Below are 23,782 nucleotides of genomic sequence, written 5' to 3'. Positions count from 1 at the left end.
AGCAGCCGAGCGGATAGGCTGATTCTCAGATTTGCAAACGTCTGTTAACAGCGGTAGGAGGCCGTCATTACCGTCGACAACGTCCTCAACGGGGTTCGGGTGCTCGAGGTCGCCGCATGGACATTCGTGCCCTCGGCCGGCGCGGTGCTCGCCGAGTGGGGCGCCGAGGTGATCAAGGTCGAACCGCGTGAGGGCGGTGATCCGCAACGCGGCCTCGTCACGATGGGCATCGTCGACGAGGGCGGCGGTGCGGTCAACTACATGATCGAGATTCCAAACCGCGGAAAGAAGTCGATCGGCGTCGATCTGAGCACGCCGGGCGGCCGGGACGTGGTTCGCGAACTGGCGAAGAACTGCGATGTGTTCCTGACCAGTTATCTACCCGAGCGCCGCAGGAAGTTCGGTATCGATGTCGACGACATCCGAGACATGAACCCGAGCATCGTGTACGTCCGCGGATCCGGCCACGGCCCCAAAGGGCCGGACGCGGACAAGCCGGGGTACGACGGGGTTTCCTACTGGGCGCGCGGCGGTATCGCCAACGTCTTGACGGAGGAGTCCGAAGAGCTTGTCCGGTCCCGTCCGGCGTTCGGGGATCTGCTGGGCGGCATGACGATCGCCGGCGGTATCGCCGCGGCGTTGTACAAGAAAGCCACCACCGGCGAGGGCTCGGTGGTCGACGTGTCGCTGCTCGGCCTTGCCGCCTGGAATCTGAGCCCCGACGTCGCGGTCAGCCAAATCCACGGCGGCAGCGCCATACCCAAGTTCGGGCACGCCGACTCGCCGAATCCGTTGGTGGGCACGTACCGCACGAAGGACGGCCGCTACGTCCAGTTGATGATGCTGCAACTCGACAAGTTCTACGCCGAGGCGATGCGGGTGATCGGCCTACCCGAACTGGTCGACGATCCGCGCTTTGCCGACCCCGCCTCGCGCTACGAGAACCGGGTCAGCCTGATCTCGTTACTCGACGAGGCGTTCGCCGAACGCACGCTGGCTGAGTGGCGAACGACGCTGGCGGCGTTGTCCGGTGCGTGGGGCATCGTGCAGACCCCGGCCGAACTCTGCGAGGACCCGGACATCACCGCGAACGGGTACGTCGCACATACCGAAACGGTCAACGGCGTGCCGTTCTCACTGCCCACCAACCCCGTTCAGTTCAACGAGCGGCCGGTGACACCGAGCGGGGCGCCAGAGCACGGTCAGCACACCGAGGAAGTGCTGATGGAGGCCGGCATCGACTGGGACACCATCGAGAAGCTCAAGGAATCGGGGGCGATCCTGTGAGCGCGGCACCGCCGGAAGTCGACGACACCCGCGTCGAATTCGACCCGTTCTCACAGGATTTCTTCGACGGGGCATACGACACCTACCGTCGTCTGCGCGACGACGCGCCCGTCTACTACAGCGCGAAGTGGGACTTCTGGGCGCTGACGCGCTACGACGATGTGGCGCCCGCAACCAAGGATCACGAAACGTTCTCGTCGGCCAAAGGCGCCACGCTGGACATGGTCAAGGCCCACGACGACGCGATCCCGGTACCCAAGGTGATCATCTCGATGGATCCGCCGGAACACCAGAAGATGCGCCGACTGGTCAGCAATGTCTTCACCCCCCGTGCGATCGCCGCGCTGGAAGACATGGTGCGCGAAAAGGTCTACGAGCGCATCGAGGCGCTGAACCCTGAAGGTTTCGACGTCGTCGCCGACTTCTCGGCACTGTTCCCGAACGAGGTCATCACGACCATGCTCGGGGTGCCCAAGGAAGACCGGGACCAGATCCGGCGCTGGCTGGACCTACTCCTCGAACGGCGCCCCGGTGAGATCGCCGTTCCCAAAGAGGGATACGAGGCGTCGATGAACACCGGCTTCTACTACTACGACCTCGTACAGCAGCGCAGGGCGGCGCCGCAGGACGACATGATCAGCCGTCTCATCGAAACCGAGATCGAACGGGACGGCGTGGTGGACAAGCTCACCGACGTTGATATCACCGGCTTCGCCACGATGCTCGGTGGTGCGGGCGCAGAGACGGTCACCAAGCTGGTGGGCAATGCGATGGTCGCATTCGCCGACTTCCCCGACCAGTGGCGCAGACTTCGTGCGGACCGCAGCAAGATCCCCGCCGCGGTCGAGGAACTGCTGCGGTACGAGGCGCCGTCGCAGTACCAGGTCCGCACGGCGACGCGCGACGTCACGTACTACGGCACCACGATTCCCGAAGGCGCTGCGGTGCTGCTCGTCACCGGCGCGGCGCTGCGCGACGAGCGGATGTTCGACGACCCCGATCGGGTCGACATCGACCGCGAACGCAAGATGGGCTTCAACCTCGCGTTCGGCTACGGCATCCACAGCTGCCTCGGGGCCGCGCTGGCCCGGATGGAAAGCCGCATCGCGCTCGACGCGCTGCTCGACCTGATTCCCGAATACGAGGTGGACCGCGCCGGCTTGCGCCGGGTGGCGATGTCGAATGTCTGCGGTTACGCCAACGTCCCGGTGCGCAGGACGTCCTGAAACCCGCTATCGCCGACGGGAGTTGCCGTCGACGAACCCGTTCACCACGTAGGCCCGCACGAACTCGGCGACGGCGTCGTCGTCATGCATGTCGATGGTCGGTGATGGAGTTGTGAACAGCGAGAACAACATCCGCGCGAACCACTCGGTGGCCGACGCAACATCGAGGTCGGTACGGACCTCTCCGGTCAGCCTGGCCGCCATGACGTAGGGAGCTAGGAAGTCAGCGCATTCCTTGAGCAGTGTGGCCGCGTTCTTGGTCATCATGAGGTTGACTTCCTCGTGATCGAAGTACAGCTCGGGTTCGACGACCTGGCGCGCCTGGGTGACGAAGACGGCGGCGCGCACCAGCCGGCCCTCCAGTGTGCTGCCTCCGTGCCGATCGATGGCCTTGGCCATGTTGCGGTAGAACCGCTGCGAAGCCGCCTCCGCGCAGGCTTCGACGATCGTCTCCTTGTCCCGGAAGTACTCGTAGAAGGTACTGCGTGACACCTCGGCCGCGCGCGCGATGTCGACGATGGTGGTCTTGGCCAGCCCGCGGGTCCGGAAGCACTTGAACGCCGCCGAGATGATGACATCCCGGGTGTCCACCGCCACCGATTGCGTCACGTCAGCTGCCACCCGCACGACATTAAACGTTCAGTGATCCGGTGCGAGAATGAGGCCGCTGGTGGGGACGCCGGTGCCCGATGTGACGAGGACGTGCTCGACGTCGTCGACCTGGTTGTACGACGTGCCGCGGACCTGACGGACGCCTTCGGTGATGCCGTTCATCCCGTGGATGTAGGCCTCGCCGAGCAGACCGCCGTTGGTGTTGATCGGCATCCTGCCACCCAGCGAGAGTTCGTCGACCGACACGAAGTCCTTGGCCTCGCCCCGACCGCAGAACCCGAGTTCCTCGAGTTGGGTGAACACGAACGGGGTGAAGTGGTCGTAGAGGAACGCCGTCGATATGTCGTCGGGTGTCAATCCGGAATTGCGCCAGAGCTTCTCGCCGACCACACCCATTTCGGGCAGCCCGGTGATGTCCTCGCGGTAGTAGCTGGTCATCACCTCGCCGTCGTACGCAGCGCCCTGTGCCGCCGCGGTGATCACCGCCGGCGGGTTGCGGAGGGCGCGTGCCTGCTCCATGCTGGTGACCACCATGGCCACGCCGCCGTCGCTTTCCTGGCAGCAGTCGAGCAGACGCAGCACCGGATCGATGATCCACCGAGACTGCTGATGGTCTTCGATCGTGATCGGCTTTTCGTAGAACCACGCATAGGGGTTCTTGGCGGCGTGTTTGCGGTCGATGACCGAGATCTTGCCGAAGTCGGCGTTGGTGACCCCGTAGGTGGTCATGTAGCGCTGGGCATGCAGCGCGACCCAGGCCGCCGGGGTCATGAACCCGAACGGGGCGTAGGGCGCCATCCACAGCGGGGTGACGCCGGGTTGGCGTCCGGCGCCGCCGAACCGGAACCCGGAGCGCTCGTTGAACGCCCGGTAGCAGACCACCGCCTCGGCGGCGCCCGTCGCGACCGCCATGGCGGCCTGCATCACGGTGCCGGCGGCGGCACCACCGCCGTGCGGCACGCGGGTGAAGAACGTGAGGTTCTCGATGCCGACGTTGCGGGCGACCTCGATCTCTTCGTTCTCGTCGACGGTGAAGGTAACCATGCCGTCGATGTCCTTGGGCCGCAGGCCCGCATCGTCGATGGCGGCCTTGACCGCCTCGCACGCGAGTTGCATTTCGGTGCGTCCGGATTCCTTCGAGAACTCGGTCTGGCCGATGCCGACGAGCGCGGCCTTACCACCGATCCCCGTCACGCGTCGACCCCTTGGAGCAGGCTGAGCACCGCGGTGCCTTTGACGTGATCGCCGAGGCTGTTCGTGCCCTTGAAGGTGACCTCGACGAACCCTTCCCCGTCCGCGGCGGACTTGTCGGTGACGCTGCCCTCGAACCGCAGCGCATCGTTCGGGTAGGCGGGCACCCCGAGCCGGATCGACAGCTTCTTGACCATCGCCTCGGGGCCCGCCCAGTCGTGCAGGAACTTCACGCACAACCCGTTGGTCGTCAAGATGTTGAGGAAGATGTCCTTGGACCCTTGGGAGTTGGCGAAGTCGCGGTCGTGGTGAACCGGCATGTAGTCGCGGGAGGCGATGGCGCCTGCGACGATGAGCGTGGTGGTGACGGGGACGTCCATCGGCGTCACCTCGTCGCCGACGGTGATGTCGCTCCACGCCAGCGTGATCGTGCGATCCTTGGTAGAGGTCACTTGTCAAGTCCTTCCGCGTATGTGCTGCCCAGTCGGGCCAGCTGCTGTGACGCCGACCCGAGTGCGAGTTCAATCTGCTTGGCCCACAAGAAGTACCGCGACAGCGGATAGGTGACGTCGATGCCCATCCCGCCGTGTACCTGTTGCGCGGACGCGGTGACGCGCGCACCCGCCTCGGCGGCCCAGAACTTGGCGATCGCCGCTTCCCGCGCGGCGGGTCTGCCTTCGGCGATCAGCCACGCCGCATGCCAGGTGGTCCAGCGGATCGCTTCGGTGTCGATGAAGGCATCGGCCAGGCGTTGTTGCACGGCTTGGAACGACCCGATGGGGCGGCCGAACTGCTCGCGTTCGCTGGTGTAGGCCGCGGCCAGTTTCAGCGCCCGTTCGGCGACACCGATCTGCATCGCGCACAGCCCGACCAGTGCCCTGGTATACAGCGCGCCGACGATATCGGTGTCGGCGTACTCGGTGAGCCGCCACCCGCATGCGTCGTTCAGCGCGACGTCGGCAAACGGTTCGCCGTTGGTGGTCTCCACCGACGTCACATCCACTCCGTCCCCGCCGGTTTCGACGACGAACAACCCCGCTCCATCGTCAGTGCTGGCCGAAACGACGATGGCTGCGGCCAGTTGCGCGGCGGGTACCAACTCTTTGATGCCGGTCAGTCGCCAACCGCCGCCGTCGGCGCGCGCCGTCGTTCGGGGTGTGGTCGGATCGGAGCTGCCCGGTTCAGTCAGCGCCGCAGTGAGCACCGTGCTGCCGTTGACGACGCCGGGAAGGAAACGCTGCTGAAGGTCCGAATCACCGTGCCGGGCAAGGCTGTCGGCACCCAGCACGAGCGTCGCGTACACCGGCACCGGTGCGACGCTGTAGCCCACCTCGCTGAGCAGCACGCCCAGCTCGAGGAATCCGCCGCCGGTCCCGCCTACGGACTCGGGAAGCGCGATCCCCAGCAGGTCGGCCGACGCCATCTCGGACCACAGCGCCGCATCATGACGTACCTCGTCCGATTCGAGTTCGGTCAGACGTTCGGTTGCCGCACGGTGTTCGAAGAGTTGGCGGGCGACCTTGGCGACGGTCTGCTGCTCGTCGGAGAAAGTGAAGTCCATGTGGTCGTCTCCCCGCTCAACCGGCCGGCCGGAACTGGTGCAGCACCAGCTCATCTCCGCTGGGCAGCGCTTCGAACGTTTCGTAGAAGACCTCGACGGCCATCCCGACCTCGATCGCCTCGGGTTCGATGTCGCACAGGTTCGACACGATCCGCACCCCCTCGTCGAGTTCGATCAGCGCGACGACGTATGGGTACTGCAGGAACGGCAGCGGTGGGTACTGGGGCATCACGAAGCTGTAGACCGTGCCGCGCCCGCTGGACACGACGTAGTCCCAGTTCAGCGACTGGCAGTTACCGCACATCGGTCGGGGCGGCACCCGCAGGGTCTTGCAGTCCGCGCAGCGCTGGATACGAAGCTCGTGTTCCTTGAGCCCGGACCAGAAGAACTCGGTGTCGGGACTGATCGAGGGGGCGAGTCTGCTGGCCATCAATTTCCCGTCTTGAATCGCAGCGTCCGAAACCATTGGCGGCCAAGAACTTCGCCGTCTTGATCGCGGTAGGTGGTGACCCACGTGACGAAGAAGCCGTTGCCCATGGCTGTCTTCTTCTCGTCGGAGATCGAATCGAACACGGTCTCGGAGGTGATCTGGTCTCCGACCCGGGGATAGCGCTCGATCTCGAACTCGGAGTTCGTCGCGATGATGCCGGTGTAGCCGGCGTCCGCGAGGAACTGCAGCGGGTTGGTCTTGACGTCGATCGGTACCCCGCCGCGTTCGTGGATGCCTTCCAGCTTCGGCGGCGGCATCGTCCAGCTCTGCAGCATCACCGGCGGTGAGACGATCCCGCCGTAGCGGGAGTTCTCGGCGAACTCGGCGTCGAGATAGGCCGGGTTCATGTCGCCCAGCGCGTACGCCCAGTGCCGGATCATCGCGGTGTTCACCGGATCTGGAGCGCGGACGGGCTTGCCGACCCCGTCGGTGGGTGTGCCGATCAGCGCGTCGAGGCGCTCCTGCAGTTCGTCTTTGGCAGTGTCGGTCACTTTGGATTCCTCTCAGGACGCTCGCATGTCGCGGGGTGCCCGCGGCATCCCCAGCCCGGCCATGGCGATGATGTCGCGTTGCAGTTCGTTGGCGCCGCCGCCGAAGGTGTTGATGACGGCCAGCCGGTAGGCACTCTCGAGCTCACCTTTCAGCGGTGCGTCGGAGCCTTTGCGGGTGCCGGCCTGCCCGACGATGTCGAGCAGTTCACGGGCCACCTGTTGGGTGAGTTCGGTACCGAAAACCTTTGCCGCCGACGCCTCGCCCATACCGAGCGCCCCCGAGCTCATCGTGGTGTTGACCCGCAGGTTCAGTAACCGGTAGGCAGCGACCTGCGCCTCGACGCGGGCGAGTGCCTGCTGCACCCACGGCTGGTCGATCACGCGTCCGTCATCGAGCGGCGTGGTCCTGGCCCAGTCCAGTGTCTTGGCGAACAGCGGTTCCAGCGCGCCGAGGTTGCCCAGCGCGGCACGCTCCAGATTGAGCTGGTTGGTCACCAGCTTCCAGCCCTGGTTCTCGCCGAGCACGATCGCGTTCTCGGGTACCCGCACGTCGTCGTAGAACGTGTAGTAGGTCGACACACCAGGCATGGTGTGCAACGGCTTCCACGAGAAACCTGGCGAGTCGGTGGGCACGATGAACACCGTGATCCCTTTATGCTTCTTGGCTTCCGGATCGGTGCGTGCCGCCAACCAGATGTAGTCGGCGAATTCCGCTCCGCTGGTGAACATCTTGGAGCCGTTGATGACGAAGTCGCTCCCGTCGCGCACCGCCGTCGTTCGCAACGAGGCCAGATCGCTGCCGGCGCCGGGCTCGGAGTAGCCGATCGCGAAGTCGACGGTGCCTTTCATGATTGCGGGCAGGAACTTCTGCTTCTGCTCTTCGGTGCCGTACTGGATGAGGGTGGGGCCGACGGTGTTGAGCGTGATCATCGGCAGCGGCGCGTTCACGCGGCGCGCCTCTTCGCTGAAGATGTACTGCTCCAGCGCGGTCAGCCCGCGCCCGCCGTACTCCACCGGCCACGCGACACCGAGCAGGCCGGCGTCGCCCAGTGCCCGCCGGCATTCGGCTATTGCGGCGCCGCCTTCCATCCGGCCCGCCACGGCAGCGCGTCGCTCCGGGGTCATCACGGACTCCAGCCGCGCCCGGAATTCCTCGCGCAGTTGCTCCTGTTCTGGTGTGTAGTCGAAGTCCATCAGGCGCGCGCTCCCATGCGCACCGGCATGCGTTTGACTCCCGGCACCATCGTGGCGCGCAACCGGGTCACGTCACCGGTCAGTTCGATGCTCGGGTAGGCGCCGAGGAGCATTTCGAACATGATCCTGGCTTCCAGCCGCGCCAGCTGTGCGCCGAGGCAGGCGTGCTCGCCGGCGCCGAACGCGATGTGCGGGTTCGGATTTCGGGTGATATCGAACTCCTCACTGGTCGCGCCGAAGATCTCCTCGTCCCGGTTGGCGGCTCCGTACAGCATCACGACCGTGTCGCCGGCCTTGATCGTCTGCCCGCGGATCTCGACGTCGGCGGTGGCTCTGCGCGCCATGTGCGTCACCGGGCTGGTGAACCGCAGCATCTCCTCGACCGCGCATGTCAGCAAGCTCGCATCCGAACGAAGCATCTCGAACTGGTCCGGATGCTTGAGCAGCTCGATTGTGCCGAGCGCGATGAGGTTACGTGTGGTCTCGTTGCCGGCCACCAGGAGCAGGAACGAGAAGTTCAGCAGGTCCTCGTCGGTGAGCCGCTCGCCGTCGACTTCTGCCGCGGCCAGGATGCTCAACAGGTCGTCCTGGCCGGAGACTTCACCGGAGCGCCGTGCCTCGATCAGCTTGGTGAAGTACTCGTAGAGCTCGCCGAGCGCGACCAGATGATCCAGTTCGATGTCGGGGTCCGCGGTCCCGACCGCCGCGTCGGACCAGGTCCGAAACTTCTCCCAGTCCTCCGGCGGCGCGCCGAGCATCTCGGCGATCATCCTGGTGGGCAGCGGCGCCGCGATCTCTTCGGCGAACTCGTGCTCACGGGAGGTGTCGACGCCGTCGACGATGTTGCCGACGATCTTGCGGATTTTGGGTTCCAGCAACGACACCTGGCGTCGGGTGAACCCGGCGTTGATCAGCTTGCGCAACTGCCGGTGCCTGGGCGGGTCGGTGAAGATCAGGTTGCCTTCCTGGACCGGCTCCGGCTGGCTGGGATCAGGGATCGTGATGCCGAACTGCGATGAGAACAACAGCGGATGACCCGAGACGAAACGCACGTCCTCGTACTTGGTCAGCGCCCAGAAGTTCGTGACGTCGTTCCACACCACCGGCGTGGTGTTGCGCAACTCCCGATAGGCCGGGTACGGATCGCCCGCGTAGAAGTCGGGGGAGTGCAGCGGATGCGCGGACGTGGGTCGGGACATGGATTCAGTGGGCACCGCGGACTCTCCTCGACGACTCGGCCGTCGGACAAATTAAACCATCATGTCCGGTGTCGTTGTGTCTACCGCACCCAAGTCGCGACTGTCAACCACTGTTATCGCAGGTTACAGCCACCACTATTGACTATCATCTGATGATCGGTATACATACACGACATAGATGTCCGACACAGCGCTGTGGTTTCGGGAACGTCGGCCATCGCCTCGTCGGACAACCAGGAAGGTCAAGTGATCCGATGGCCGACTCCCGCCTCGTCGACAGCTATGACCTCTACATCAACGGCAGTTGGGTGGCGCCGGACAGCGGCCGCTATGACGTGCTCGACCCGGCCACCGAGACGGTCATCGCCTCCGCACCGGACGCCGGAACGGCGCAGGTCGAACAGGCGATCGCCGCAGCGCGAACCGCGTTCGACTCCGGTCCCTGGGCGACGGCGACGCCGCAGGAGCGGTCGGGTTGTCTGCGGCAGTTGAGCGACGCGCTGCTCGCCCACGGCGATGAGATCTACTCGCTGGCGCAAGCCGAGTGGGGGTGCACAGCAAACGAACGGCTGATCCACGTCGAGGGGCCGGCGTTCATGGTCGGCCACGCCGCCGAACTCGCGCTCGAGCCGGCGGAAGCACCGATGGACGCGTGGGGCGCTGCGGGTACGACGCTGTTGCGCTACGAACCGCTCGGTGTCGTCGCGGCCCTGACGCCCTGGAACTTTCCGCACACCCTCAACGTGATGAAGCTGGGAGCGGCACTGGCCGCCGGCAACACGGTCGTGCTCAAACCCTCGCCCCTTACGCCGCTGGCCGGCTTGGCGCTGGCCCGACTCATCGACGAGCAGACCGATATCCCGCCGGGCGTCGTCAACGTCGTCACGCCCACCGGGCTCGAGGCGAGCAAAGCCCTGACCCTGGACCCGCGGGTCGACATGGTCAGCTTCACCGGCAGTTCGGCGGTCGGGCGCGAGGTGATGGCCGGGGCGGCGGTGACGATGAAGCGGATCCTGTTGGAGTGCGGCGGCAAGTCGGCCTGCGTGCTGCTCGACGATGTCGAGCTGACCGATGAACTACTCGAGCGGCTGCTGTTCGAGGGTTGCACATTGCACGCGGGCCAGGCGTGCATCCTCAACAGCCGGCTGGTGGTGCCCGACGAACTGCATGACGAGGTGGTCACCCGGCTCGCCGACCTCGCGCGCGCGGTGACGGTCGGCAACCCGGCAGATGACGGGGTGGCGATGGGCCCACTGATCAGCAGGCAGCATCTGGAGCGTGTCGAGCGTTATGTGCGGCGCGCTGAATCCGATGGCGCAAAGGTGGTAACGGGCGGCGGTCGTCCCGAAAACCTGTCGGGTGGTTACTATTTCGAGCCGACGATCCTGACCGACACGAGCCCCGACGCGTACATCGCGCAGGAAGAGGTTTTCGGTCCGGTGCTGACGGTCCTGCGGTATCACGGCGACGACGAGGCGGTGGCCATCGCCAACAACTCCGCGTACGGGCTCGGCGGTGCGGTGTGGGGCGCCGACGTCGACCGAGCTGTCGGGATCGCCCGGCGTATCAGAACCGGTCAGGTCTCGATCAACGGCACCATCCCCGGCGACGCCCCGTTCGGTGGCTTCAAACAGAGCGGCATTGGGCGTGAAGGCGGGCTGATGGGGTTGCGTACCTACATGGAGCCCAAGGCGATCGGTCTGCCAACGTGACGGCAGCGCTGGCCGGACTGCGGGTCGTCGAACTGGGCACCGAGATCGCGGCGCCGTATTGCACCAAGCTCCTCACTGACCTCGGCGCCGAAGTATGCAAGATCGAGTCCCCGGCCGGTGACCCGCTGCGGAATTGGGGTTCAGGCTGCGGCCTCTTCGAGTACCTGAACGCCGGAAAGCGTTTTCTGTCAATCGATCTCGCGACTCCTTCGGGGTTGGCTCGAGCTCACGAGCTGATCGCAAAGGCCGACCTGCTGGTCGAGGATCTGCCTGCAGGATCGGTCGACCGATTCGACTGGGGACTCGACCGCGAAAGCCTGCAACGGATCAACCCCGACCTGGTGGTCGTCAGGGTTTCCGACTACGGCCAGGACGGCCCCCGGCGCGATCAGCCCTCGACATCGCTGACGCTGCAAGCGGCGTCGGGTTGGGTCAACACCCGCGAGTTCGGACGGGCGCCGGTGCAGGCCGGCGCGCGCATCCCCGAGTACGTCGTGGGTGGCTACGCGGCGCTCGCCGCGCTGACCGCCCTGCGGGTGGCCGCCGCGGACCGGACCCGCGTCGTCGAAGCCGACGTCTCGGCGTTCGAGTCACTGTTGAGCACGCTGCCGTATCCGATGCTGTTGGCCGAGCGGCTGAAAAGTATGGGGCTGCCCACTAATTCGAAGGCGGCGCCGATGCTCGGCATCGTCAGGGCCGCCGACGGATGGATCGGTATCAACTGTCTGACCGGACAGCACTGGCTGGATGTCTGCGCGATGGTCGGCTTGCCGGAGTTCGGCGAACACCAACTCGCGATCATGCTTGGCGGCCCGGAACGCGATGAGTTCTTCGCCAAAGCACAGCCCTGGCTGGATTCGATGCCGGTCGCCGAGCTGGTCGAATTGAGCCAAGCCATGCGAATTCCGGCCGCGCCGATCAACGACGGAGCGTCGATCCTGGACTGTCCGCAGTACCGCGACCGGAACTTCTTCGTCGATGGCGGCCCGGAAACCGCCCATTTCCGACGGCCCGGCGCCCCGTTCCGGCTGTCGAAGACGTCGGTGCCTGGGCCGCCTTCCGGCGCGGCCGACACCGTGCGATGGGATGACCGCAATGTGCCCGAGGCGAGCGTCGATGCCGACCCGGCGAACCCATTCGCCGGTTTGAAGGTGTTCGACCTCAGCACCTTCTGGGCCGGCGCGTACCTGACGTGCTACCTCGGCGCGTTTGGCGCCGACGTCGTTAAGGTCGAGTCGATCCAACGCCCCGACGCGCACCGCTACTCGGGCTCGTTGCTGCGCAACAGCGACGACTGGTACGAGATCGGGCCGCTGTGGCAGGGCACGAACCTCAACAAGCGCGACATCACCCTCGACCTCGGCACCGATGCCGGACGCGAGTTGGCGTTGCGCCTGGCCGCCGACGCCGACGTGGTGATCGAGAACTTTTCTCCGCGGGTGGTCGAACAGTTCGGGTTGGACTACGACTCGCTGGTGAAGATCAATCCCGGGGTGGTCATGGTCCGCATGCCCGGCTTCGGGTTGGAGGGCCCGTGGCGGGACTACGTCGGCTGGGCGTTGAACATCGAACAACTTGCCGGGATGTCGGCGGTCACCGGCTATCCCGACGGTCCGCCGTGCAACCTGCAGGGCCCGGCCGACCCGATCGCCGGCGTGCACGGGGCGGTGGCGTTGCTCGCCGCGCTTGAACACCGGCGCCGTACCGGTGAGGGCCAGCTGATCGAAGTGGCCCAGATCGAGGTCGGCGCCGCGGTCACGGCCGAACCCGTCATCGAGCATTCGATGACCGGACGCGTGGCCGAACGCGAGGGCAACCGACACCGGCACTATGCGCAAGGCGTGTATCGCACGCTGGGCGAGGATGATTGGGTGGCGCTGTCGGTGCGTGATGACACCGACTGGGCTGGCGTGACCGAAGCCGTCGACCGCCCGGATCTGCGCGACGACGTCAGGTTCGCCTCGGCTGACGCGCGGCTACGGCATCACGACGAGTTCGACGCGGTGATCGCGGAATGCGCCGCGGCGTGGTCGGCCGAGGAGTTCGCCGAAGCACTGCTGCAGCGCGGGGTGCCGGCACAGCGCGTGATGACGGGCGACCGGATGTACGACGTCGACCAACTCGACGCCCGCGGGTTCTACGAAGACCTCGATCACCGGATCGCGGGCCGACAACGCTTCCCCGGCTGGCCGTTTCGGATCACACCGGGCCCGGCGCGCCACCACCGATCACCGTCGCCCACGCTCGGCCAACACAACGACGAGGTGCTCGGCGCGCTCGGACTGTCCACCGACGAGATCGCCAAGCTGCGCGAGGCTCAGATCATCGGCGAACGACTGCTGAATTCCTAGGCGCGAGCAGACGCAAAAGCCCCTAATTTGCCGCAACTTTGGGGCCTTCTATGTCTGCTCGCGGAAGGAAGGAGTGCTCGCGCGGAGGATCACGCCGGAACGCGTTGCAGCCCCAGCGCTTCGATCGCGTTGCCGCCCATGATCTTCGCCTTGACCGTCTCCGACAGCCCCTCCAGCCGGTCGACAAAGCTCAACGGATCACCGATACCTTCGGGATGGGGGAAGTCGGAGCCGAACATCACGTGATCCTCACCCATGATGTCGACGATGCCCTTCACGTCGTCCTCGAGGAACGGGTGGATGTAGACGTTGCGCCTGAACACCTCGACGGGGTGTTCGTCGAACTCCTTGGGCATCGTCCGGTACGCCTTGTCGAGCAGGCGCAGCAGGTTACGCACCCAACCGCTGCCGTTCTCCACGACGAGGACCTTGAGGTCCGGGAAGCGGGACAGGGCGCCGTGGCAGATCAGCGCCGCCAGCGTGTCCTCCATGGCCCGGAACCCCATCACCACCTCGCGCAGCGCGCTGGGCTTGAACGACAGGTACTCGTCACCGCCCTCCCATTCCATGAGGTGCTTCTGGTAGCCGCTGTCGGCGGCATGGAAGGTCACCGGTAGGCCCGCCTTGACCACTTCCTCCCAGAACGGGTCGAATTCGGGCAGCCCCATTGACCGCGAGCCACCGAATCGGCTCGGCACCGGTGCGGGACGGACCAGGAATGTCTTCATGCCGCGCTCGAGGCACCAGTGGAACTCCTTGATCGCCTCGTCGACCAGCGGCAGGCAGATCACCGGGGTGGCGAAGATGCGGTCCTGGTAGTTGAAGGTCCAGTGTTCATGCATCCACTCGTTGAGCGCATGGATGATGGCGTGGGTGAGGACGACGTCGTCGGTGGTGCGCTCCTCGATGAGGCTGGCAAGGGTCGGATACATCACGCATTGGTCGATACCCAGTTCGTCCATCAGTTCCAGTCGGGGCGCCGGCGACTGGTAGGCCGGGATGACATCCATTGGCTCGCCGACGAATTCACGGAAGTTCAACCCTTCCGGATTGTTTCCCAGGAAGTAGTCCTCTGCGCTGCCGGGCCGCGCCACCCGCTCGAACGTCGGGTTCGGGATCATGTGGCTGATGTGGTCCTTGACGACGAGCTTCGGGCGTCCGTTGACCTCGACGTAGCCGACCTTGCCCCGGTGCTGCTTCGGCAGGTACTTGGTCAGAGCGTCGGTCGTCTCGTACATGTGGTTGTCGATGTCGAAGACCGGATACGGCAGGGACCGGGGAGACATGTGGCCGACCTCCTAGGAGCAGCGAATATGACCGTTTACGGTTAATGAGAACGACGTTATCACCCGGGGTGGCCAACATCCATATCGGTTCAGGAGCCTGCGAGCTCTTTCCACGCCTGGACCACCTCGTCGGTCGTGGTCACCGTTGCGAGCAGGGCCAACGTGGTGTCGATGACCGACTCGGCGTACTCGCGCGGGTACCCGCTCACCGCGTCGCGGGGCAGCACGAACTGGTAGCTGCGGTTGACGGCGTCCATCACGAAGTTCGTGATCGCGATGTTGACCGAGACCCCCACGCCGACAATCGTTTTGATGTTCAGATTGCGCAGCACGGAGTCGAGGTCGGTGCCGGTCATGGGTCCGACGCCGTGCAGGCGGGTGAGCACGATGTCGCTGGGTGCCTGGCGGAGTTCGGGCAGCACGGACGCGCCGGGACTTCCCGGTGTCAGGTCGGCGGCGAACGATTTACCCGCCATGAACAGCCTCGCGTTGGTGTTGGATCCGCGATTGTCGGGGCGCTTCTCGATGAGACAGTGCACCACAGTGACGCCGACGGCGCGGGCCGCGTCGAGCAGGGTGGCGATGTTGGGGATCGCCTCCCGGCGCGCTTCCTCTGCGAGCATCGGCAGGCCGGCTTGCGGGCCGATCACCCCGCCCTGGCATTCCTGGGTGACCAAGGCGGTGGTGGCGGGATCGAGGAGGTCGAGCAGGCGTGGTTTCGGCATGAGAACAGACGTTATCGTGTTGCGGCAGGTTGTGTTTGCATCGGAGTGCTCGTCACGCGATGAACTCGTTGGCGAAACGCGCCAGCCCGGTCGATGACCTCCGCGCGGTTGTCGCCCCGGGGCGCGATGGTCAACCAGGTCACCCCAAGAGATTCGAGCCGCGCGATCGTGGCGTGACGTTCGTCGGTCGACGTGCTGTCGTCGAGCAGGTTGCCCGCCGAAAAGCAGATGTCCAGCGGTTCGGTGCGTCCGATCTCGGCCGCGTACTTCTTGGCCCACGCGATCGCGGCCTCCAGTTCCTCGATGCTGGAGATCTCCGCGGTGCGTGACGCCGCGGCGTAGCCGAACGTGTTGAACGGCGCCCAGCCCTGGGCCCGCGACACCGCACGCCGCACCGCGGGCTTGCTGTTGCCCCCTACCCAGACCGGCGGCGGGCTCGCAGGTAGCGGCCGCAGGCGGACCCCGCGGGACTTGAAGGTCGATCCTTGGTATGCGACGTCCTCTCCGGTGAACACCTTGGCCAACACGTCGAGCGCCTCATCGAGTGACGCGCCCCGGGTGTCGAAATCGACGCCGAGCGCGCCGAATTCGGGTTTCAGATAACCGGCGGCGGTGCCGAGGATGAGCCTGCCGCCGGACAGCACCGCGAGGCTCTGGATCGACTTCGCGCCCAGAAACGGGTTGCGGTAGGCGGCGATGTAGACGTTGGTCAACAGTTTCACGTCGACGGTGACCGCGGCGGCAAAAGAGAGCGCGACAAACGGGTCGAGGGCGTGGTGTCCGCCGTGGTCGAGCCACTTGGCGTCGGGCGCCGGGTGGTCGGTGACGTGGACGGCGGCGAATCCGCTGGTTTCGGCGGCGCGGGCGATGTCGGCTATCGCCTCGGCGGTGACGAATTCCGATGCGGCGTCCACCCGCTGGGTGGGCAGTTCAAGCGAGTACGAAACGGTCACGGGAGTCCTTCCAGTCAGGCACTTGATGTTGTGAAGAGGTCCGCCAGGCGCTGGGCGTGGTAGTCGGGGCTGCCGAAGATCAGCTGAGAGGTTTTCGCACGGCGCACGTAGAGGTGAGCGTCGTGCTCCCAGGTGAACCCGATGCCGCCGTGGATGCGCATGTTGTCCAGCGCCACCTGCAGAAATGCCTCCGAACACGCCAACTTGGCCACCGAAGCCGCCACGGCCTGTTCATGGCCATCGGGCAGTTCGGCGGCGTGCTGCATGGCGGATCGGGCGCCTTCGACAAGCACGAGCATGTCCGCGCAGCGGTGTTTCACGGCTTGAAAGCTGCCGATCGCCCGGCCGAACTGGATCCGTTCCTTGGCGTAACTCACGGCCATGTCTTGGCACCGCTGCGCCGCGCCGACCTGTTCGGCGGCGAGCGCGATGACGGCGAGGCGATACGCCCGCTCCAGGCCGGCCGTTGCGTCGCCGTCGGCGCCGATCAGTCGGCCGCGAACGCCGTCAAACCTCAGTCGGGCGACCTTGCGCGTGCGGTCCAGGGTCGCCAGCGGTTCGCGGCTCAGGCCGTCGGCCACGGCGTCGACCGCGAACAGCGACGTACCCGCATCCGTATTCGCCACCGCCAGAATGACATTGGCGGTGTACCCGTCGAGCACCCGGTCGGTGTCACCGTAGATCCGGTAGTCGGTGCCGTCGCTTCGCGCCGCCAACGTCACGGTGTCTGGATCCCAGGCGTCGAGGGCGCCGTTGAAGACCACGGTGGCCGTCTTCGACCCGTCGAGAAGGGCGGGTAGGTACTCGCGTATGGCGTCCGCGTCACCGCTGCCGAGCAGCGTCGGGATCGCCAACGCGACCGTGGCGAAGTACGGCGCGCACAGCAGCGCCGCGCCCATTTCCTCGCAGACGACCGCCAGTTCCGGCAGGCCCGCCCCGGCCCCGCCGAACTCCTCGGGCACCGTGATCGCGGTCAAACCGAGGTCGGCGGTGAGTTCGCGCCAGACCCGGTCGTCGTAGCCCGCCGGGGAATCCATCACGGCCCGCACGGCACCGCTCGATGACCGGGCGGCAAGAAAACCGCGGACCGCCTCGCGAAGGTCGCCGAGATCCACCCCGTCAGCGTCGGACACGCTGACCGCCCGCAGCAAATACCGTTGGTGCAGCCATGTTTTCCTTCCGCAGCGGCGCGGTGGTGGGGCTACCTTCGGGCAACATCCGAAAGCGATCGCCCCATTCGAGACATCCCGGGATAGGCATTACCGATCGAGGATAGTATCTTTTCCTGAAAGAGAGAATAATCATTCTCGCAATGAAGGAGCGGCGCCGTGACCACCCTCGACTACGGCATCATTGACTGCGATACGCACTGCTACGAGACCCGCGACGCTTTCACCCGATATCTGCCCGAGGAGTTCAAGGACCGCGCCATCACGACCGTGCGGGGGGCCGACGGAGTCGAGGTGATCCTCGCGGGCAGTCGGGTGGCAACGTTCAACAGCGAAGGCGGCCTCGGCCTGGACGTGGCGTACCGCCCGGGTTCGCTCAAGGAGATGCTGCGCCAGATGGGTTCGGGCAACCCCGAGGAGTCCTACGAACCGCAGCCGATGCAACCCGAATACATCGAACGCACCGCCCGACTCGCGGTGATGGCCAAGCAGAACGTCGAGCGAATGGTGATCTACCCGAGCGGGTTGGCGCTGGCCGCCGAACATTACGTCGACGACACCGCCGCGCTGTACGCCAACCTGCGATCGTTCAACCGCTGGATCAACGAGGAATGGGGCTTCAACTTCGAGGACCGGATCTATGCGACCGCGCTGCTGTCGCTGCGCGACCTCGATTCCGCGGTGGCCGAGACGGAGGCGCTCATCGCGGAGGGCGCGAAGTTCGTGATGCTGCCGACCGGCCCCGCCTACGGACGATCGCCGGGCGACCCCTACTTCGACCCGGTCTACGCGCGGCTCGAAGAGGCCGGCTGTGTGCTGGTGTACCACATCATGCCGTTCTGGTACTTCACCGCGATCTCACCGGCCTGGGGCCACAACCCCGACCCTGCGTCGTGGCACATGTCGGCGTGGCAGTGGATGAACATCTACGGTCAGCGGCCGATCGAGGACACTTTGTCGGCGTTGATCTTCGACAACCTGTTCGGGCGCTTCCCCAAGCTCAACGCGCTGGTCGCCGAACACGGCGCCGAGTGGGTGCCGTATTTCGTCAAGCACATGGACAAGAGCCGCGGCATGGGCCGCAACGGCCCGTGGATCGGGGGCAAGCTGACGGAGCGCCCGTCGGCGATCTTTCGCAGGCACGTGCGCGTGGTGCCGTACCCGGAGGACGACGTCCCCGGCATCGTCAACAGCCTCGGCCACGACGACGTGCTGGTGATGGGCTCGGACTATCCGCATGCCGAGGGGCTGGCCGAACCCGCCGACTTCGTCAAGCTGCTCGACCCGCTCGACGATGCGGCCAAGCGGCGCATCATGCGCGGCAACGCCGAACAGCTTCTGTTGCGGAGCTGACCCGCGGTGGGTAGCGGGGGCGACGACGCCGTCGACATCGAACTGGTTCGTCGTGCGGCGCGAGACTTCCTGACCGGTTGCGACACGCGGGGTTCGCTCAAGGATCTCGCCGCGATGGACTGGACCGGTCTGCTGGTCGATGAGGACCTCGGCGGCAGCGGGTGGCGTCCGGTCGAGACGACGGTGATCGCCGAGGAACTCGGGCGGTCGGGAAACGCGACACACTGGCTCGGCTGCGTCACGGCCGCGGCGGCATTGAGTTCGGCGCCGGTCGATGTGCGTGACCGATGGCTGCCTGCGCTGCTCGACGGAACCGGTGCGGCGGCGTGTGCCCTGTTCGGCGATGTCACCCGCGTGGCGTGTGCTGACGATGTCGACATCATTACCACGTTCGACCGCAACGGAATTCAGCTGTTCGAGGAGGCCGCTGCCCTATCGCGAGAACTCGACGACGAGTTGCTCGACGTCAACCGTCCGGTGTGGCGGGTGGAGCTCGCCGGCGCCGACCGCGTGCAGATCGGTGGACCCGACCGAGCGCAGCTGCTGCTCGCGCTGGCCCGAGTCCTGCTCAGCGCGGACTCGCTGGGCGCGCTGTCGGCGACCTTCGATCGGCTCGTCACCTACCTCAGGGACCGCGTGGCGTTCGGTGCGCCGATCGCGAGTTTCCAAGCGGTGCAACACCGTCTGGTGGAATTGTTGGTGTTCGAGACCAAGGCTCGCGCGAGTCTCACCAAGGCCGCTGGTGCGCTGGCCGCCGAAGCGGCGACGGCGATGCAGTTGTCGGCGGTGGCGCACGCATTCGTGGCAGCCAACGCCGCCGGCGCCGTCGACGAGTGCATGCAGCTCTCGGGCGGCATCGGGTTCACCTGGGAGTACCCGCTGCACCATGAGCTGCGCCGGGTGTTCACCAACGGATATCTGTTGGGCACGGCGCGCTCCAGTCGCACGCTCCTCGCGGCGGGGGCAGGCTGGTGAGCGCCTCGAGCACCCGGCCCACCGAGGCCGAGCTCGCCGAGTTCCGGGACCGCGTCAAAGCGCACATCGCCGAGCATGCACCGCCGTTCGAGGCCCGCGAGGGCCATCGGGCGCCGGAAAGCGACGAGCAGGAAGCCCGGCTGCGCACCTGGTTCGCGTCGTTGTTCGACGCTGGTTTGGTCGGTGCGGATTGGCCGGTCGAGTACGCCGGCCGCGCTGACCACCACCCGCTGCACGACCGGATCGTCTCCGAGGAGCTCCTCCGGGCTCGCGCTCCGCGGCCCGTCGACCAAGTCAACCTGGCGGCGCACGTGCTGTTGCATTTTGGTTCCGGCGAGCAGAAAGCCACACTGCTGCCGCGGATCCGGAGCAGCGAGCACGTGTGGTGCCAGCTGCTCAGCGAGCCCGACGCGGGCAGCGACATCGCCGCCGTGCGCTGCAGGGGCACCCGGCAACCCGACGGATCATGGGTGATCGATGGACAGAAAACCTGGATCACCGACGGGCACTGGGCCGACATGGGATTGGCGCTGGTCCGCACCGACCCGTCGTCGTCGCGTCACCACGGGCTGTCGGCGTTCACCGTGCCGTTGACCGCCCCGGGTATCGAGATCCGTCCGATCCGCACGATCAACGACGCGATCGAGGTCAACGAGGTCTTCTTCGACGGTGTGACGCTCACTTCCGACAGCCTGATCGGCGAGCCAGGACAGGGCTGGTCGATCATCATGGCCGGCCTGGATTTCGAACGCTTCGGCATCGGCGGCAACGTGATCCTGCTGGAGCTGCTGATCGACGACCTGGTCATGGTGGCACGCCACGGCCGCATCGACGACATGCCCGCCCTGCAGCACGAGGACATCCGCCAGCAGGTCGCCGAGCTGGCCGTCGAGGTCGAGGTGGCCAAGGCCTTCATCGACGACCATGTCGAACGCATGGTGGCCGGTGCCGAACAGACGGGTGACGGATCCATCGCCAAGCTCAGTTTCGCCGAGACATACCACCGGGTTTCGGCCTACGGTGCGCAGCTGTCGGCGACGGTCTGCACCGTCTCGGATCCGGATGTGGCGCTGGCCAAACAGCGTCTGAAAGAATGCTGGCTGTGGTCGCGTGCATACACCGTGTCTGGGGGCAGCTCTGAGATGATGCGCAACATCCTTGCCAAGCGACGTCTCCGGCTACCGACGCGCTGATGACGCAAACCTACTGGGGTTTGGTCGAAGCGGCGGCGCAGAGGCATCCCGACCGCGTCGTGCTCGTCGACGACTACGGTCGCGGCTTGACGAACGCCCAGTTGCGCGACGCCGCGGAGCGCACCGCCGCCGCGCTGGCCGAACGTGGGGTCACCAGGGGCTCGGTGGTGACGTGGCAGTTGCCGACCACTCTGGAGACGATGGTCGTGATGATGTCGTTGACCCGTCTCGGCGCGGTCCAGAACCCTGTGTTGCCGATCTGGCGTGAGAGCGAAATCGGTTTTGTCACTGCGCAACTCGATACCGAGTTCTTCGTTGTTCCGGGGAAGTGGCGCGGGTTCGACCATGTCATGCTTGCCGAGGAACTGTCCCGGGAACGGCCGATGACGATCGTGGTGGCCGACCACAGCGCACCCGCCATCGGGGAACTTCGGCTGCCGTCGGGTGATCCGGCGATTCTGCCGGCGCCGCCGAGCACCGATGATGATGCGCGGTGGGTGTACTACTCATCGGGCACGACCGCGGCGCCGAAAGGTATCCGGCACTGCGACCGCTCGGTGATCGCCGGATCGGCGGGGGTGGTGGGCATGTTCGGCGCCTCGAGCAGCGACATCAACCCGATCGCGTTTCCGGTGTCGCACATCGGCGGCGCCGCGATGCTGGCGGCCAGCCTGTTGACCGGTATGCGCCTGGTGCTGTTCGACGCATTCGATCCGGTTTCCACGCCGAAGGCGGTTGCCGCGCACCGTCCGACGATGCTCGGGTCGGCGACCCCCTTCTTCGTCGCCTACATGGCCGCGCAGCGCGAGCACGGCGGCGCGCCGCTCTTTCCGGATCTGCGGGGCTGCGTGGGCGGCGGGGCACCGATCACCCCTGAGCTGGGACGGCAAGTCCGCGAGACACTTTCGGTTGCGGGTATCGCGAACTCCTGGGGTCTGACCGAGTTTCCGGTCGTGACCTCGCCGCCGCCGGACGGCAAACCGGAGGTTCTCGACCACACCGTCGGACGTCCCGTGCCGGGGGTCTCCATCCGCGTGGTCGACGACAACGAACGGGTCGTGGGGGTTGGTGAGGAAGGTGAGTTGCGGCTCAAGGGGCCGCAGTGCTTCCTCGGCTACGTCGACGAAGCGTTGAACGCCGACGCGTTCGACGAGGACGGCTGGTTCCGCAGCGGGGACCGTGGCCGTATCGATGCCGACGGCAACGTCGTCGTGACCGGGCGGATCAAGGACGCGATCATCCGCAATGCGGAGAACATCTCGGCGTTGGAGATCGAGGGCGTGTTGGCCACGCACCCGGCGGTCGCCGACGTCGCGGTGATCGGCGTGCCGGATCCCGTCACCGGGGAACGGGTCTGCGCTGTCGTCGTACCGGAGCCCGGCGCCGAGGTCACGCTTTCGGCCCTGGCCGACCACTGCCAGGGACAGGGGTTAAGCCGTCACAAATTTCCGGAGCGCCTCGAACTCGTTGACGCGCTGCCGCGCAACCTCACCGGCAAGGTGCTGAAAGCCGACCTGCGCGCCCGCTTCCATTCTTCCGCCCAAAGGGACAAAGGGGCGGGATAGTGCGAGTAGATCGCGCCAAAACGTCGATCTCGGCGGGGGTCACACCCCGATCAGCTGCTTGAGGTTGCCGCCCATCACCTGTGCGGTGGTGTCTGCGGGCAGGCTCTCGAGTTCCTTGACGAACGATGCCGGTTCGGCCAGCCCCTCGGGATGGGGGTAGTCCGACCCGAACATCACCCGGTCGGCGCCGAGGAGCTCGACGAGCTGCGACATGTCCTCCTCGTGGAACGGATTGATCCAGACGTGTCGACGGAAGACGTCGCTCGGGTGCTCGTCGAAATCCTTGGGCCGCTTGCGGTAGACGCGGTCGAACACGTCGAGCAGGCGATACGCCCACGAGCCGCCGTTCTCGATGACCCCGATGCGCACCCCCGGGAAGCGTTCGAACACGCCGTGGGCGATGAACGCCGCAAGGGTGTCGAAGATGTTTCTGCTTTCCTCGTAGATGAAGCCGCGCAACTTGCTCAACGCGAACCCGTTGAACTCCGCGGCTTCCTCCCAGTCGTCGACGTAGCGCTCGTAGCCGGAGTCCGAATTGTGCATCTGCACCGAGATCCCCGACGACTCCACCAGGCGCCAGAAGGCGTCGAACTCCGGCAGCGCCGGGGAGCGTGACGTGCCGTCTTCACGCGGGACGGCGGCCGGCCGGATCAGCACCGTGCGCGCACCGTTTTCCAGGCACCACTCCAGCTCTCGGACACCCAGTGCGGGATCGTTCAGTGAGATCGCGGGGACGGGGAAGATCCGGTTCTGATAGTTGAACGTCCAGTCCTCGAGCAGCCACCGATTGAACGCGTGCGTGACGGCGTGGGTGAGTTCGGTGTCCGATTTCGTCCTCTCCTCGAGCATGCCCGCGGTCGTCGGGAACATCACCGCGCCGTCGATGCCCTGGCGGTCCATCAGCGCCAGTCGTAGGTCGGGGCGGCGGAACTCGTCGGGGCAGCGGATCGGCTCAGCGAGTTCACGCAGCGACTTGCCTTCGGGGTTGATGCCGCGAAAGTAGTCAGACCACGCGCCCGGCGTCGGGATCACCTCATATGTCGGGTTCGGAATGGTTTCGGTGACGACGCCGAGGATCTGCAGCTTCTTACGACCGTTGATATCAACGAACTTCAGCGCCTCGGAGTACTTCTCCGGCAGATAACGGGTATACGCGTCGATGGTCTCGTACATGTGGTTGTCGGCATCCCAGACCTCGAATGCTTTTGCGTTATCCACCAAGACCTCCAACGTGCGAGAACAATCGTTC

Annotated in this window: 21 protein-coding genes; 8 read left to right on the top strand and 13 right to left on the bottom strand. The window is 65.9% G+C overall.

The window, feature by feature from the left end:
* Positions 1 to 66: 66 nt before the first annotated feature.
* Entirely contained in the window at positions 67 to 1,287 is a 1,221-nt protein-coding gene (locus ABQE93_RS02350) for a CaiB/BaiF CoA transferase family protein (RefSeq protein ID WP_448406495.1), read from the top strand.
* Complete coding sequence (locus tag ABQE93_RS02345) at positions 1,284 to 2,513, top strand: cytochrome P450 (RefSeq protein WP_448405656.1); 1,230 nt, start codon at positions 1,284 to 1,286, stop codon at positions 2,511 to 2,513. Before ABQE93_RS02350 ends, ABQE93_RS02345 begins: the two co-directional genes overlap by 4 nt.
* Before the next feature lie 6 nt (positions 2,514 to 2,519).
* Here ABQE93_RS02345 and ABQE93_RS02340 read toward each other — a convergent pair whose 3' ends face one another.
* Genes ABQE93_RS02340 through ABQE93_RS02305 form a run of 8 tightly spaced genes read right to left on the bottom strand, consistent with a single transcriptional unit; the run spans position 2,520 to position 9,251 of the window.
* Entirely contained in the window at positions 2,520 to 3,122 is a 603-nt protein-coding gene (locus ABQE93_RS02340) for a TetR/AcrR family transcriptional regulator (RefSeq protein ID WP_448406493.1), read from the bottom strand.
* 30 nt (positions 3,123 to 3,152) lie between these two features.
* A complete protein-coding gene (locus ABQE93_RS02335; protein ID WP_448405655.1) occupies positions 3,153 to 4,319 on the bottom strand; it encodes a lipid-transfer protein in 1,167 nt (388 codons plus the stop codon).
* Entirely contained in the window at positions 4,316 to 4,768 is a 453-nt protein-coding gene (locus ABQE93_RS02330) for a MaoC family dehydratase (protein ID WP_448405654.1), read from the bottom strand. The genes ABQE93_RS02335 and ABQE93_RS02330 overlap by 4 nt, the downstream gene beginning before the upstream one ends.
* The gene (locus tag ABQE93_RS02325) at positions 4,765 to 5,877 is read right to left on the bottom strand and encodes an acyl-CoA dehydrogenase family protein (RefSeq protein ID WP_448405653.1); all 1,113 of its coding nucleotides are present in this window, start codon (positions 5,875 to 5,877) and stop codon (positions 4,765 to 4,767) included. Before ABQE93_RS02325 ends, ABQE93_RS02330 begins: the two co-directional genes overlap by 4 nt.
* A gap of 16 nt (positions 5,878 to 5,893) precedes the next feature.
* On the bottom strand, positions 5,894 to 6,307 hold the full coding sequence (locus tag ABQE93_RS02320; RefSeq protein ID WP_448405652.1) for a Zn-ribbon domain-containing OB-fold protein: 414 nt from the start codon (positions 6,305 to 6,307) through the stop codon (positions 5,894 to 5,896).
* Positions 6,307 to 6,858, bottom strand: coding sequence for an FAS1-like dehydratase domain-containing protein (locus ABQE93_RS02315; protein WP_448405651.1), 552 nt, complete (start codon positions 6,856 to 6,858; stop codon positions 6,307 to 6,309). Before ABQE93_RS02315 ends, ABQE93_RS02320 begins: the two co-directional genes overlap by 1 nt.
* A 12-nt stretch (positions 6,859 to 6,870) precedes the next feature.
* On the bottom strand, positions 6,871 to 8,052 hold the full coding sequence (locus ABQE93_RS02310; protein WP_448405649.1) for an acyl-CoA dehydrogenase family protein: 1,182 nt from the start codon (positions 8,050 to 8,052) through the stop codon (positions 6,871 to 6,873).
* Positions 8,052 to 9,251, bottom strand: coding sequence for a cytochrome P450 (locus ABQE93_RS02305; protein WP_448405648.1), 1,200 nt, complete (start codon positions 9,249 to 9,251; stop codon positions 8,052 to 8,054). Before ABQE93_RS02305 ends, ABQE93_RS02310 begins: the two co-directional genes overlap by 1 nt.
* 254 nt (positions 9,252 to 9,505) lie before the next feature.
* On the opposite strand from ABQE93_RS02305, the gene ABQE93_RS02300 reads away from it, so the two are divergent.
* A complete protein-coding gene (locus ABQE93_RS02300; RefSeq protein WP_448405647.1) occupies positions 9,506 to 10,963 on the top strand; it encodes an aldehyde dehydrogenase family protein in 1,458 nt (485 codons plus the stop codon).
* Positions 10,960 to 13,314 carry a CaiB/BaiF CoA transferase family protein gene (locus tag ABQE93_RS02295; protein ID WP_448405646.1) on the top strand — a complete coding sequence of 785 codons (2,355 nt, stop codon included), beginning with the start codon at positions 10,960 to 10,962 and terminating at the stop codon, positions 13,312 to 13,314. The genes ABQE93_RS02300 and ABQE93_RS02295 overlap by 4 nt, the downstream gene beginning before the upstream one ends.
* A gap of 89 nt (positions 13,315 to 13,403) precedes the next feature.
* Here ABQE93_RS02295 and ABQE93_RS02290 read toward each other — a convergent pair whose 3' ends face one another.
* From ABQE93_RS02290 to ABQE93_RS02275, 4 genes are all read right to left on the bottom strand, one after another.
* The gene (locus ABQE93_RS02290; protein ID WP_448405645.1) at positions 13,404 to 14,600 is read right to left on the bottom strand and encodes an amidohydrolase family protein; all 1,197 of its coding nucleotides are present in this window, start codon (positions 14,598 to 14,600) and stop codon (positions 13,404 to 13,406) included.
* An 89-nt stretch (positions 14,601 to 14,689) separates the two neighbouring features.
* Positions 14,690 to 15,325, bottom strand: coding sequence for a cysteine hydrolase family protein (locus ABQE93_RS02285; protein WP_448405644.1), 636 nt, complete (start codon positions 15,323 to 15,325; stop codon positions 14,690 to 14,692).
* An 11-nt stretch (positions 15,326 to 15,336) separates the two neighbouring features.
* Entirely contained in the window at positions 15,337 to 16,278 is a 942-nt protein-coding gene (locus tag ABQE93_RS02280) for a TIGR03619 family F420-dependent LLM class oxidoreductase (protein ID WP_448405643.1), read from the bottom strand.
* 14 nt (positions 16,279 to 16,292) lie between these two features.
* Positions 16,293 to 17,411, bottom strand: coding sequence for an acyl-CoA dehydrogenase family protein (locus tag ABQE93_RS02275; RefSeq protein WP_448405642.1), 1,119 nt, complete (start codon positions 17,409 to 17,411; stop codon positions 16,293 to 16,295).
* A 195-nt stretch (positions 17,412 to 17,606) separates the two neighbouring features.
* On the opposite strand from ABQE93_RS02275, the gene ABQE93_RS02270 reads away from it, so the two are divergent.
* From ABQE93_RS02270 to ABQE93_RS02255, 4 genes are read left to right on the top strand one after another with little or no spacing between them, the layout of a single operon-like run.
* Positions 17,607 to 18,800: an amidohydrolase family protein gene (locus ABQE93_RS02270; RefSeq protein ID WP_448405641.1), complete on the top strand. Its 1,194-nt coding sequence runs from the start codon at positions 17,607 to 17,609 to the stop codon at positions 18,798 to 18,800.
* Positions 18,801 to 18,806: 6 nt separating this feature from the next.
* A complete protein-coding gene (locus ABQE93_RS02265; protein ID WP_448405640.1) occupies positions 18,807 to 19,775 on the top strand; it encodes an acyl-CoA dehydrogenase family protein in 969 nt (322 codons plus the stop codon).
* Positions 19,772 to 20,968: an acyl-CoA dehydrogenase family protein gene (locus ABQE93_RS02260; protein ID WP_448405639.1), complete on the top strand. Its 1,197-nt coding sequence runs from the start codon at positions 19,772 to 19,774 to the stop codon at positions 20,966 to 20,968. Before ABQE93_RS02265 ends, ABQE93_RS02260 begins: the two co-directional genes overlap by 4 nt.
* On the top strand, positions 20,968 to 22,533 hold the full coding sequence (locus ABQE93_RS02255; protein ID WP_448405638.1) for a class I adenylate-forming enzyme family protein: 1,566 nt from the start codon (positions 20,968 to 20,970) through the stop codon (positions 22,531 to 22,533). Before ABQE93_RS02260 ends, ABQE93_RS02255 begins: the two co-directional genes overlap by 1 nt.
* A gap of 39 nt (positions 22,534 to 22,572) precedes the next feature.
* Here ABQE93_RS02255 and ABQE93_RS02250 read toward each other — a convergent pair whose 3' ends face one another.
* Complete coding sequence (locus ABQE93_RS02250) at positions 22,573 to 23,706, bottom strand: amidohydrolase family protein (RefSeq protein WP_448406491.1); 1,134 nt, start codon at positions 23,704 to 23,706, stop codon at positions 22,573 to 22,575.
* Between the last annotated feature and the right edge of the window lie 76 nt (positions 23,707 to 23,782).

It is taken from the genome of Mycolicibacterium sp. XJ662, from assembly GCF_053484035.1.
Note: the sequence above shows the minus strand (reverse complement) of the source record. Positions and strands in the feature narration are given on the sequence as shown.